The organism is Embleya sp. NPDC059237, assembly GCF_042754105.1.
Taxonomy (GTDB): Bacteria; Actinomycetota; Actinomycetes; order Streptomycetales; family Streptomycetaceae; genus Embleya.
Window position 1 is genome coordinate 131,026 of the sequence record NZ_JBHZAE010000008.1, and the last position, 11,749, is coordinate 142,774.

The following is an 11,749-nucleotide window of genomic DNA, read 5'->3' on the forward strand; positions in this document are numbered from 1 at the left end:
CCACCCCTTCCCGACCGCTTCCGCGAGCGCGGCTCACAGGTCCAGCACGTACTCCCGCTCGTGCGCGCGGTAGCGCCCGATCAGCTCCTGCCGCCCGGCATCGTCGAGCGGGCGATACGCCCCCTCGCGCTCGGGACGCCACCACACCTCGTCCGCCGTGCGAAATCCCTCGCGGCGCAATCCGACCTTGTGCACCTTGTTGGTCGCGGTGGTCGGCACCGTGTCCACCACCCGCACGAACGTCGGCGCCATCTTGGTGCCCAGGTCGGGCTGTTCGGCGATGAACGCGGCAAACTCCCCGGGATCGAAGGCGGCTCCCTCGCGCACCTGCACGGCCGCCATCACCAGGTCCCCGGTCACCGGGTCCGGCACCCCGTACACGACCACCACCTCGAACGGCGCGTGGCGGGCGAGGATGCCCTCGATCGTGGCCACCGCCAGGTTCTCCCCGTCCACCCGGAGCTTGTCGTCCGCCCGCGCGGCGAAGTACAGGTACCCGGCCGCGTCCCGGTAGAAGTGGTCGCCCGTCCAGTAGCGGCCGTCCCGCAACCGCGCCGCCGACGCCTGCTCGTTGCGCCAGTAGCCCTCGAACCCGCTGCGCCCGGTGTTGACCAGCTCGCCGATCGCGGCGTCGCCGTTGAGCAGCCGACCCGCCGCGTCGAACTCGGCCCGCGCGCACTCCTCGCCGGTCGCCGGATCGAGCACCGCGGCGTGCTCCGGGCACGGACCGACCGCGCCCGGGGGCGTCCCGGGCCGCCGGTTGACGCTCATCCCGCCCTCCGAGGAGCCGTATCCCTCGGTCAGCGCGCATCCGAAGCGCGCCTCGAAGCGCGCCATGTCCACCGCGCCCGCTTCGGTGCCGAACCCGGCGCGCAGCGGGTTGTCCCGGTCGTCGGGTCGCTCCGGGGTGGCCAGCAGATACGAGATCGCGCGCCCGACGTAGGTGAAGTAGGACGCGCCGTAGCGGCGGATGTCGGGCAGGAACGCCGACGCGGAGAACCGGCGGCGCAGCGCGACCGCGCCGCCCGCGCGCAGCGCCGGCGCCCAGTTCGCCATCAGCGCGTTGCCGTGGAACATCGGCATGCACACGTAGTTGACGTCGTCCGGGCCGAAGCCGAACTGCGCGGTCAGCGCGGTGCCCGCGCCGGCCAACCGGCCCTGCGAGCAGATGACCCCCTTGGGCGCGCCGGTGGAGCCGGAGGTGAACACGATCAGCAGCCGACCCGAGGGGTCGACGGTCAGGGTGGGCAGCGCGGCGTCCGCGTACGGCCGCAGCAGGTCGGCGTAGCCGGGGTCGTCGACCACCAGGACGCGGTGCGCCGGGATGCCCAGGTCCAATCCGTCGAGCAGCGGCAGGTGCGCCCGCTCGGTGACCAGGACGGCGCATTCGGCGTGGGTGATGTCGCGGGCCAACTCCGCGCCGCGGCGGGTCGAGTTCACCCCCACGAGGGTGGCGCCCGCCACCGCTGCGGCGGACAACCAGAGCGGGAATTCGGGCACGTTGTCGAGCAGGACCCCCACGTGCGGCTCGACCCCGCGCGGCAGCAGGTCGGCGAGCAGCGCGGCCCGGGCGGCGGCGTCGCGGGCGATCCGGTCGTGCGTCCAGGTCAGGTCCTCGAAGTGCAGTCCGGTCCGCTCGTCGCCCCATTGGCGATGTACGAGCTCCGCGATCGTCACCATGCCGCACTCCCTCACCGCGATCCGGCCGCGCCGGGTCTGATAGACCGTTAGATCTGATGCACCGTCACATTCTTGGCCCGCATTCTTGGCAAGATCAAGAACCGCGTCACGAAGGATGGGCATTCTCGGCAGGTTCCAGCAAAGTGTCACGAAGGGACGGGCATGAACTCGAACACCAGGCCGCTGCCGCCGGCCTCGGCCACCGCCCTCGCCGAACTGATGGCCGGCACCCTGCCCGGACCGGAGAGCGTGACCCCGGAGGCGCTCGACCTCGCGGACCGGGTGCGGGATCTGGTCGAGGCGGTGGTGTGGACCGACGTGGACGCGGCGGTACGCGCGGACGCGGCCGGGCGGATCGCCGAGCTGACCGCGCTGCTCGGCGCGGCCCGCCGCCCGCAGGCGGTCTCGCTGATCCGGTATCCGGACGGCAGGCTGGAACATCTGACCCAGATGGGCTCGGGACGGCTCAACCCGCAGGCTCCCCGGCTGGTGTTCGCCGAGGTCACCCCCAGGCCCGACCCGACGGCGGAGCCCGCGTCGGTGGAGATCCACGCCCGATGCACGCTGACCGCGGCACACGGCGGCCCGCCCGCCCGCGCGCACGGCGGCATCGTGGCGGTGATCCTGGACCAGCTGCTCGGGGTGGCCGCGTCCACGGCCGGCGCGCCGGGGCTGACCGCCGGCCTCGACATCCGCTACCGCCGGGCGACGCCCTACGACGTACCGCTGGAGCTGACCGGGCGCTGGACCGGCCGCGAAGGACGCAAGAGCTTCGCGACCGGTGAGATCCGCGCCGACGGGCAGGTGACCGCCGAGGCGACCGCGGTGTTCATCGCAGAACGGCGGTCCTGAGCCGAACGACGATCCCGAGCGGAGGGACGATCCCGAGCGGAGGGGGGCGGCGCGGCGGGCCTCAGACCACCGCCGGAGCCGCCTCGGTCTCGCTCACCATCGGCCGCCCCGCGGCCTCCCAGGCGAGCATCCCGCCGTCCACGTTGACCGCGTCCCAGCCCTGTTGACCCAGATAGTGGGTGACCTGCGCGGACCGGCCGCCGACCCGGCACATCACGTACACCCGGGTGTCGTGCGGCACCTCGTCGATCCGGTCGAGCAGCGTGTTCATCGGGATGTGTCGGGCGCCGGCCACGTGACCGGCGTCCCACTCGTACGCCTCCCGTACGTCCAGTACGAAGGCGTCGTCGGGAACCGCGGCGGCGGCCACGGCCGGCGGGGGCGACAGGTGCATCGGATCTCCGGGAGGTCAGGCGTCCGGAACCCGTCCGGCCGCGCTCATCGCACATTGTCGGTCATCGGCGCCGCGCACAGGTGCCCCGAACCGGCGAACCGCCCGCTCGTCACCTCCCCGACACACGCGCGGGCGGGGGCGGCCCGGGCACCGGCCGCGGCGGCCGATCACGGCACCAGCGTGCCGAGCACCTTCTCCTTCTCCGCGATGTCGTGCAGGAGCTGGTCGGCCAGATGTTCGAGCAGGCCGTCCGGATCGTCGGGGGCGAGCTGGAGCAGCTGCCCCATCGCACCCGCCATCAGCTCCTCGCGCAGCCCGGCCAGCTCGGTGCGGCGATGGGTGAGCCAGGCCAGCCGGCTGCGCAACCACTGCCCCCGGCCCTCGGTGCCCGGACCGCTCGCGCCCTCCGGGGACGTGGCCCATTCCGTACCCAACGCCAGCAGCTCGGTCACGTCGCCGCGCGCGTACGCGGCGTTCACCCGGGCAATGAAGGCACCCCGGCGCTGCTTCTCCTCCGGGTCCTGGACCAGGTCCGGGTGCGCCCGGCGGGCCAGCTCGCGAAAGAGCTTGCGCGCCTCGGCGCCGGGGCTGACCCGGTGCACCTCCGGCACCGGCATCGATTCCTCGGCCGAACCGCCCTCCGCGCCGGGCGCCCCGTCGAGGGCACCCAAAAGCGAGTCCAAGTCCGGCATGTCCGTGACCACACCACGCAATTCGACCGCACGCCGGATGTCCGCGGGATCGCCGGTGTGCGCCGCGATCGCCTCCGCGATCAAGGCGTCCAGCTCGTCCAGCCGCTCGTAGAGCGGACCGAGCCGGCGGTGGTGCACGATCGCCAGGTTGTCCAGCTCGACCTGAAGGGTCGTCACATCCACTTCGTCGTCGAGCAACGCGGTCTCCTCGGCGGCGACCTGTCGCTCCAACTCGGCGATTTCGGGGTCCGACCAGGGGGTCGGCGCGCTGACCTCGTCCATCACGTCCCTTGTGTGCTGTTCTGTTCCCGCGCGACACCGGCCGGCGGGCACCTCTGCCGGACTTTGAAGATCAAATCACTCGCAACACCCCCCAGCAGCCTATGTGGTAGGGCAGCATGGTCAGGCCGTCCCTGGCCAGTCGATCCAACAAAGCAGTTGGCTAGAGGGGATAAGATCCAGCCATGCCGCCCGACACCGCACGCACCCGAGCCAAACTTCTCGACGCCGCCCGCGCGGAGTTCGCCGAGCACGGCATCGCCGGCGCCCGCGTCGACCGCATCGCCCTGCGCGCCGGGGTGAACAAGGAGCGCATCTACGCGTACTTCGGGAACAAGGAGCAGCTCTTCCAGCACGTGCTGACGGAGTCGCTCCAAGAGCTCAACACGGTCGTCACGATGCCCAACGACGACCCGGCCGAGTACATCGCCCAGGTGTACGACTTCTACTGCGCCCGCCCGGAATTGCTCCGGCTGCTGGTGTGGGAGGCGTTGTACTACGGGCACGACCCGGTCCCGGACGAGGAGCGGCGAGTCACGAGCTACGCCGCGAAACTTCAGGAGTTCGCCGATCACCTCGGCGTGAAGCCCTCGCCCGACGTCGCCCAGCTGCTCTACTCGCTCATCGGCGTCGCCGCCTGGCAACAGACGATGCCGCAGATGTCGCGGGTACTGCTCGGGGCCGACTCGGAGTCCGAGGAGGCCCGGGCGAACCGGCGCAAGCACCTCATCGAATTCACGCGAGCGTCCATCGCGTCGATGAAGCAGTCATAGTGCGCACGGCCGGATGAAGGGTCCACCCTTCATCCGGCATGCCCACGAACGTGCCGTCCTTCCGGCGCGCTCTCCTCGAAGGAAGGCACGGCCGGGGTCCGCCCTCCCCCCGGGCACCCCGCACGCGCGGCGGCCGGTACACCCCATGCCCCCGCCGCCCGCACACCTCGTCCCCCCGCCGCCCCGCCCCGGAGCGGCGACCGCGCCGGAACACCCCGCCGGCCGGTCCACGACACGAAGCCCTCGTGCGCGGCAACGCGCACGAGGGAATCGGCCAGGCTCGTCCCGCGCCCCGGGCCTTCACCCCGGTTGAGCAGGCGCTCGCCTCATCGCAACGAGGGAATCGGCCAGGCTCGTCCCGCGCACCCAGGGGCTGAACCCCCGCCGAGTCAGACCCCGGTCTCGGCCGGCAGCCGGCCCGACCGCACTGCGGCCAGCAGTTGTTCGTGGTCGGCCTCCGTACGGTCCGCGTACCGCACCGCGAACCGCGCAAACGCGTCCTCCAGCCGGTCGTTCTTCCCGCAATAACCGGCCAACACCTGCGGGTCCACCGAGTGGCTGTGTGCCCGGGCCAGCAGCGCGCCGGTCATCCGCGCGTAGTCGTCTATCTCGTGCGCGGCCAGCAGCGTCGCGTCGATGCTGCCCTTCATATTGCGGAACCGCCGCACCATGAAGTCGCGCCCGTCTATCGAGGTCCAGCCGAGCAGCGCGTCGGTGCCGGCCTGCATCCACTTCTGCCCGACCACCACCCGACGCCCCTCGTGCTCGACCCGGGTGGGCGGCAGATACGGCGCCAGCGCCGACGGACGAGCCTCCTTCACCTGCAGCACCAGTGGCTCGTCGCCGTTGCCCAGGAGCAGCACCACATAGGCCCGGGTACCGACACTGCCGGTACCGACCACCCGAAACGCCACGTCCTCCACCGCGAACCGGGCCAACAGCGGCCGCCGCTCGGTGGAGAGGGTGTCCACGTAGCTCTCCAGACCGCCCGCCACCGCGCGGGCGAGGTCGTCGTCCACCGCGGTGAGCACCGGCGGATCGGGCACGAAGTGCCAGGTGCCGTCGGAGCGCCGCGCGGTCGACTTGGCCGCGAACCGCGCGCTGGTGTTGCGCCGCGCTTTCGCGGTGACCTGCGCCAGCAGTCCGGACAACTCGTCCGCGTCCGCGTGCGCCACCAGCGAGTCGTCGGCGATCGCGTTCCAGGCCTGGAGCACCGGCATTCCGGCGAGCAGCGCCATCGTCTTGCGATACGACGCGGCGGCGTCGTAGGCGGCCACGTGACACGCGTCCTCGTCGAGCCCGCCGACCCGACCCGCCACCACGAGCGAGGCCACCAGCCGCTTGAGGTCCCACTCCCACGGTCCCTGCACGGTCTCGTCGAAGTCGTTGAGGTCCATCACGAGCCGACCCTCGGCCGTCCCGAACACCCCGAAGTTCGCCGCGTGCGCGTCACCGCATATCTGGGCGGTCAGCCCCGTCACCGGCTCCGCCGCCAGATCCGCCGCCATCAACCCGGCCGCCCCGCGCAGGAACGCGAACGGCGAGGCCGCCATCCGCCCGATCCGCAACGGCACCAGGTGTTCGAGCCGCCCGACGTTGGAGCGCTCGACGCTCTCCACCACGTCCGGCCGATCCGCCGCCGGCTCGAACGCCGCGTGCGCGGACCGCGACACCCGCTCGCGCAGGCCCTTGCCCAGCGCCTTGGACGCGACATCCGACCTGTCCCGAAAACCCGGAACGATGAATTCCCGCCCCACCGAAGTCCCCGACATGTACCGATCCTCCCCGGACGCAAGCCCACGACCGGCCATGCACGACACACGGCCGGACATACGAAAAGGCCCCAGGTCGATGACCTGGGGCCTTTGCTCGGTGCGCGAGGGGGGAGTTGAACCCCCACGCCCTTTCGGGCACTGGAACCTGAATCCAGCGCGTCTGCCTATTCCGCCACCCGCGCGAGCAATCAAAGATTAGCACGGGCCCGAGGCCCATTACGAATCCTTACCCGCAGACCCCACGGCTCACACCATGAGCACCCGTATGGCCACCCAGAGCAACCAACGGTTCATCTTTCCGTACCGGGATCCCCACGACCCCCGCCTCTCCGGCATGCTTGCCCTGCACCGTACGGTGAACGGGCTTCGACCCGGGCCACGCACACGGTCGCGGCACAACTACTGCAAGCGAGCCACCGAGGGGTCGACAGGGTGTAGGAATCCCTGTGAAAGCCAACACTCCTTACAGTGGCCACGGTAGGGAACCGCGCCCGTTTCCCACGCGTGGATACGATCAGTGAGCAGACTGTAGGACCGGACCGGCCGATCGCGTACGGAAGGAGGTGCCCGTGGGTCCCCTGAAGAAGTTCGAGCAACGGCTCGAGGGCCTGGTCAACGGCGCCTTCGCCAAGGCGTTCAAGTCCGATGTCCAGCCCGTCGAGATCGCCAGCGCCCTCAAGCGCGAGTGCGACAACAACGCGACGATCTGGAACCGAGACCGCACCATGGTCCCGAACGACTTCGTCGTCGAGCTCGGACAACACGACTATGAGCGCCTGAGCCCGTACGTGCAGCAACTCGGCGGTGAGCTGGCGACCGTGGTGCGCGATTACGCGCAACAGCAGCGCTACTCGTTCATCGGCCCCGTCGAGGTCCATTTCGAACATGCCGACGATCTGGACACGGGTCTGTACCGGGTGCGCAGTCAGGCACTCGCGGGCAGCCAGTCCCACTTGGACCAGCAGCAGCCCCCGCAGGCATCGCCCTTCCCGGGCGGGGGGCCGCAACCCGAGCAGCCGCCACAGGGTTATGGATACGGTCGACCCGGCGGGCCACCCCCGCCCGGGGTGCCCGCACCGCCCCCCTTCGGCCCGCCCGGGACCCCGGGAACGCCGCCCCGGCCACAGCCGGGGGAGCAGGCCGGCTACGGTCAGACTCCGCCGCCGACACCACGGCTGCGTACCTGGCTGGAGGTCAACGGGGTGCGTCACGAGCTCACCGCCCCGGTCGTGAAGTTGGGCCGCAGCACCGATGTGGAAGTTCGCGTCGACGATCCGAGCGTTTCGCGGCACCACGCCGAGATCCGCGTAGGCGCCCCGGCGTCGATCACGGACCTCGGTTCGACCAATGGGATCGTCGTCGACGGCCAGCACTGCCAACGTGCCGGCCTGCGGGACGGATCGCGCATCGTGCTCGGCAGCACCACTGTCGTGTTCCGCCAAGCCGAGGGGTGACAACGGGCGCATGTCTGAGCTGACCCTCACCGTTATGCGGTTGGGTTTCCTCGCTGTGCTGTGGTTGTTCGTGATCGTCGCCGTACAGGTGATCCGTAGCGACCTCTTCGGCACACGCGTGACCCAACGACCCACGCGGCGCAGAACCGCCGCGCCGGCCGCAGCCGGAGGAGGTGCCACTCCGCCTCCGCAGGCGCAGCAGGCTCCGCCTCCGCAGCGGCAGCAGGCCCGGCCCCGCCGCGGCCAACGCAACAACAGCCCGAGCAAACTGGTGATCACCGAAGGCTCGCTGACCGGCACGACGATAAATCTGACGGATCAGCAGATCACCATCGGCCGGGCGCACGACTCGACCATCGTGCTCGACGACGACTACGCATCGAGTCGGCACGCCCGCATCTACCCTGCGCCCGACGGCAGCTGGGTGGTCGAAGACCTCGGGTCGACGAACGGTACCTACCTGGACCGTACGCGCCTGACCGGTCCGACCCCCGTGCCGCTCGGTGCGCCGATCCGCATCGGCAAGACCGTTATCGAGCTGCGCAGGTAGCCTGAATGAGCCTCTCTCTCCGCTTCGCCGCCGGATCCCACAAGGGCATGATCCGAGAAGGCAACGAGGACTCCGGGTATGCCGGTCCTCGCCTGCTCGCGGTCGCCGACGGCATGGGCGGGCAGGCAGCGGGCGAAGTCGCCAGCTCCGAAGTCCTGTCCACCATCGTCGAACTCGACGAGGACGTGCCCGGGGCCGACCTGCTCGACGCGCTGCGTTCGGCGGTCGATCGCGCCAACGACCGACTGCGTGTGATGGTCGACGACGATCCCCAGCTCGAGGGCATGGGGACCACGTTGACGGCGCTGCTGTGGACCGGGAGCCGACTCGGCCTCGCCCACATCGGCGACTCCCGTGCCTACCTCCTGCGCGACGGCGCCCTGGAGCAGATCACCCAGGACCACACCTGGGTGCAGCGCCTGGTCGACGAGGGTCGGATCACCGAGGAGGAGGCCGACCACCATCCGCAGCGCTCGCTGCTGATGCGCGCGCTGGACGGGCGCGGCCACGTCGAGCCGGACCTGTCGGTGCGCGAGGCCCGGCCCGGCGATCGCTACCTGATCTGCAGCGACGGCCTGTCGGGGGTGGTCAGCCGGGAGACGATGGAGACCACCCTCCTCACCTACGGCAATCCGAACGACGCGGTCCAGGAGCTGATCCAGCTCGCGCTGCGCGGCGGCGGCCCGGACAACATCACCTGCATCGTCGCGGACGTGGTCGACCCCTCCGACCAGCCCTCCGACAGCCCGATCGTGGTGGGGGCGGTCGCGGCCGTGGTGGACGACACCACGACGCTGCCGACCACCCCGGCCTCCCGGGCCCGGGAGCTGACCGCCGGCGAGTACGAGACCGAGGCCCTGGTCTCCGAGCCGGGCAGCCGGCGCAAGCCCAAGCCCAAGTCCACCCTGCGCAAGACGCTGCCCATCTGGGGCGGCGTCGCGGTGCTGGTGGCGGCGCTCGGCGGCGCCTACTACTGGACCCAGACGCAATACTTCGTGGCCGACAAAGGAGACCACGTAGCGATCTACCGGGGGATCGACTCGAAGATCCTGGGCATCAACCTCGCGAGCACGTACCAGAGTTACGACGAGGTGAAGCTGTCCCTGATCGGTCAGCCCAATCGGGACGCGGTCAACAGCACGCTCGACGCGACGAGCCTGAGCGACGCGCGGCACACCATCGACCGGCTCAAGCGCCAGGCCGACGTGTGCCGCAGGTCGTACTCGGCGCAGGACATGAAGAAGACCGAGACTCCCGGCAACCCCGGCGCCCAGCCGGCGGGCAGCGTGGACGCGTTCCCGCAGCAGGTACAAGGTCTCCCGGTGGCGCTGCAGACCAACCTGCCGGTCGCCAAGCACACCTCGACCACGGCCTCGCGCAGCAACCGGAGTTCGACCGCGCCGCCCACCGAGTCGGGCGGTCGAAGCAAGGGCAGCACGACCACGAGCCCGAGTGCACCGGCGAGTTCGGCACCACCGAGTACAAGCACGACACCACCGGCGGCGACACCGGAGGCACCCGGGGCGGGGCTGAGCGCCGAAGAGGCCGAGCTGGCCAAGCAGTGTTATCCGCGACCGGCCGGAACCGCCGGAACGAACTGAGGGGAGCGCCGTGAGCAACACGACGATCACCCCCCAAGCCGCACCGAATCGCCGCAACACCGAGTTGATGATGCTCGGATTCGCGGTCCTGGTGCCGATGCTGGCCTACGCCAACGTGGGACTGGCGGGGGACGGGTCACTGCCCATGGGCAGCCTGATCAAGTACGGCTTCGGCCTCGGCATCTTCGCGGGAATCGCGCACCTGCTGGTCCGCAAGTTCGCGCCGTACGCCGACCCGCTGCTGCTGCCGTTGGCCACGTTCCTCAACGGCATGGGCCTGATGTTCATCAATCGGCTCGACCTGGACATCGTCAAGGGCATCGGTCTGGGCGGCAGGCACGGCACCGCGGCGGCCGGTTCGCAGCTGATGTACTCGGCGATCGGCATCGGGCTGTTCGTGGGCATCGTGGTGCTTTTGAAGGACCACCGGCTGCTCCAGCGCTACACGTACACGTTCATGGCACTCGCGCTGGTCCTGCTCGTGTCGCCGATCCCGTTCCCGGGCGACATGTACGGCGCGAAGATCTGGATCCGGCTCGGCCCGTTCAACTTCCAGCCCGGCGAGTTCACCAAGATCGTGCTGACGGTCTTCTTCGCGGGCTACCTGATGGCCAAGCGCGACGCGCTCGCGCTGGCCAGCCGCAAGGTGATGGGGCTGTACTTCCCGCGCGGTCGGGACATGGGCCCGATCGTGGTGGTCTGGCTGCTGAGCATCCTGATCCTGGTGTTCGAGCGCGACCTCGGCACCTCGCTGCTGTTCTTCGGCCTGTTCGTGGTCATGCTCTACGTGGCCACCGAGCGCACGAGTTGGCTGCTGTTCGGTCTGTTCATGGCCGTCGGCGGCGCGGTCGTGGTCGGCACGCTCGAACCGCACGTGCACGACCGCGTGGCGGCCTGGCTGGATCCGCTGGCCGCCTACAACGGCAGCGGATCGGTGCAGTCCGAGCAACTGGCCCAGGCCCTGTTCGGTTACGGCACCGGCGGCCTGCTCGGCACCGGCCTCAACCAGGGCCACCCGACCGAGATCGGCTTCGCCGCGCGCAGCGACTTCATCCTGACCACGGTCGGCGAGGAGTTGGGCCTGGCCGGGATGATGGCCATCTTCATGGTGTACGCGCTGCTGATCGAGCGTGGTCTGCGTACCTCGCTGGCCGCGCGCGACCCGTTCGGCAAGCTGCTCGCGGCCGGCCTGTCGGTCACCATCGCGCTCCAGGTCTTCGTGGTCGCGGGCGGCGTCACCGGTCTGATCCCGCTCACCGGTATGACGATGCCGTTCCTGGCCCAGGGCGGCTCGTCCGTGATCACCAACTGGGCACTGGTGGCGATCCTGATCCGGATCAGCGACACCGCCCGCCGCCCCGCGCCGCCCGCCGGGACCTTCGACCCGGGCGCGGGAGTGGCCCCCCGGCGTGGCTCGCACGCCTCGGGCCGCGACGGCACGCCGGCCGGCGGCACCACCCCGCCGCCGAACGCGACGCCCGCCGACGGTTCGTCCGCTCCCGATCCCGAGGCGCTGACCGTGGCGGGCGGGGTGCCCAGCGCCCCCGGCGGCCCCGGTACCCCGCCTCCGGGTGGCTCCGGGACGCCACCGAGACCATTCGTGCCCCCGCCGAGCCCCGGCGGCGGAGCCCCGTTCGGCCCACCGGGCCAGGGCGGCTCCGGCGGGCCGAACCCGTGACCGCCGCAACGCACGTCCAGG

At 70.8% G+C, this 11,749-nt stretch carries 10 protein-coding genes and 1 tRNA gene; 6 read left to right on the forward strand and 5 right to left on the reverse strand.

From position 1 onward, the window contains the following. Window positions 1-33: 33 nt before the first annotated feature. The gene (locus tag ACFXKZ_RS25355; RefSeq protein WP_380003281.1) at window positions 34-1,680 is read right to left on the reverse strand and encodes an AMP-binding protein; all 1,647 of its coding nucleotides are present in this window, start codon (window positions 1,678-1,680) and stop codon (window positions 34-36) included. A gap of 162 nt (window positions 1,681-1,842) precedes the next feature. Between ACFXKZ_RS25355 and ACFXKZ_RS25360 the strand changes: the two genes are divergently transcribed. Further along, complete coding sequence (locus ACFXKZ_RS25360; protein WP_380003282.1) at window positions 1,843-2,532, forward strand: PaaI family thioesterase; 690 nt, start codon at window positions 1,843-1,845, stop codon at window positions 2,530-2,532. Window positions 2,533-2,593: 61 nt separating this feature from the next. Here the strand turns inward: ACFXKZ_RS25360 and ACFXKZ_RS25365 are convergent, their stop codons facing one another. Then, window positions 2,594-2,926, reverse strand: a complete 333-nt coding sequence (locus ACFXKZ_RS25365) for a rhodanese-like domain-containing protein (protein WP_380003283.1) — start codon at window positions 2,924-2,926, stop codon at window positions 2,594-2,596. Between the two features lie 167 nt (window positions 2,927-3,093). Then, on the reverse strand, window positions 3,094-3,900 hold the full coding sequence (locus ACFXKZ_RS25370) for a hypothetical protein (RefSeq protein WP_078979368.1): 807 nt from the start codon (window positions 3,898-3,900) through the stop codon (window positions 3,094-3,096). 182 nt (window positions 3,901-4,082) lie between these two features. On the opposite strand from ACFXKZ_RS25370, the gene ACFXKZ_RS25375 reads away from it, so the two are divergent. Next, window positions 4,083-4,670 (forward strand): TetR/AcrR family transcriptional regulator, encoded by a 588-nt coding sequence (locus ACFXKZ_RS25375; protein ID WP_078976338.1) that lies wholly within the window; start codon window positions 4,083-4,085, stop codon window positions 4,668-4,670. 389 nt (window positions 4,671-5,059) lie between these two features. Here ACFXKZ_RS25375 and ACFXKZ_RS25380 read toward each other — a convergent pair whose 3' ends face one another. Beyond that, entirely contained in the window at window positions 5,060-6,442 is a 1,383-nt protein-coding gene (locus ACFXKZ_RS25380; protein ID WP_380003284.1) for a DUF2252 domain-containing protein, read from the reverse strand. A gap of 101 nt (window positions 6,443-6,543) precedes the next feature. Then, a tRNA-Leu gene (locus ACFXKZ_RS25385) sits at window positions 6,544-6,627 on the reverse strand. 387 nt (window positions 6,628-7,014) lie between these two features. On the opposite strand from ACFXKZ_RS25385, the gene ACFXKZ_RS25390 reads away from it, so the two are divergent. Genes ACFXKZ_RS25390 through ACFXKZ_RS25405 form a run of 4 tightly spaced genes read left to right on the forward strand, consistent with a single transcriptional unit; the run spans window position 7,015 to window position 11,728 of the window. Beyond that, the gene (locus ACFXKZ_RS25390) at window positions 7,015-7,899 is read left to right on the forward strand and encodes an FhaA domain-containing protein (RefSeq protein ID WP_380003285.1); all 885 of its coding nucleotides are present in this window, start codon (window positions 7,015-7,017) and stop codon (window positions 7,897-7,899) included. Window positions 7,900-7,909: 10 nt separating this feature from the next. Next, window positions 7,910-8,449 carry an FHA domain-containing protein gene (locus ACFXKZ_RS25395; protein WP_380003287.1) on the forward strand — a complete coding sequence of 180 codons (540 nt, stop codon included), beginning with the start codon at window positions 7,910-7,912 and terminating at the stop codon, window positions 8,447-8,449. A gap of 5 nt (window positions 8,450-8,454) precedes the next feature. Beyond that, window positions 8,455-10,050 (forward strand): PP2C family protein-serine/threonine phosphatase, encoded by a 1,596-nt coding sequence (locus tag ACFXKZ_RS25400; RefSeq protein ID WP_380003288.1) that lies wholly within the window; start codon window positions 8,455-8,457, stop codon window positions 10,048-10,050. A gap of 10 nt (window positions 10,051-10,060) precedes the next feature. Beyond that, window positions 10,061-11,728 carry an FtsW/RodA/SpoVE family cell cycle protein gene (locus ACFXKZ_RS25405; RefSeq protein WP_380003289.1) on the forward strand — a complete coding sequence of 556 codons (1,668 nt, stop codon included), beginning with the start codon at window positions 10,061-10,063 and terminating at the stop codon, window positions 11,726-11,728. Window positions 11,729-11,749: the final 21 nt, after the last annotated feature.

Coding starts and splice junctions, on each gene's coding strand:
- ACFXKZ_RS25355 (WP_380003281.1), bottom strand. CDS start 1,680: ATGGTGACGATCGCGGAGCTCGTACATCGCCAATGGGGCGACGAGCGG.
- ACFXKZ_RS25360 (WP_380003282.1), top strand. CDS start 1,843: ATGAACTCGAACACCAGGCCGCTGCCGCCGGCCTCGGCCACCGCCCTC.
- ACFXKZ_RS25365 (WP_380003283.1), bottom strand. CDS start 2,926: ATGCACCTGTCGCCCCCGCCGGCCGTGGCCGCCGCCGCGGTTCCCGAC.
- ACFXKZ_RS25370 (WP_078979368.1), bottom strand. CDS start 3,900: ATGGACGAGGTCAGCGCGCCGACCCCCTGGTCGGACCCCGAAATCGCC.
- ACFXKZ_RS25375 (WP_078976338.1), top strand. CDS start 4,083: ATGCCGCCCGACACCGCACGCACCCGAGCCAAACTTCTCGACGCCGCC.
- ACFXKZ_RS25380 (WP_380003284.1), bottom strand. CDS start 6,442: ATGTCGGGGACTTCGGTGGGGCGGGAATTCATCGTTCCGGGTTTTCGG.
- ACFXKZ_RS25395 (WP_380003287.1), top strand. CDS start 7,910: ATGTCTGAGCTGACCCTCACCGTTATGCGGTTGGGTTTCCTCGCTGTG.
- ACFXKZ_RS25400 (WP_380003288.1), top strand. CDS start 8,455: ATGAGCCTCTCTCTCCGCTTCGCCGCCGGATCCCACAAGGGCATGATC.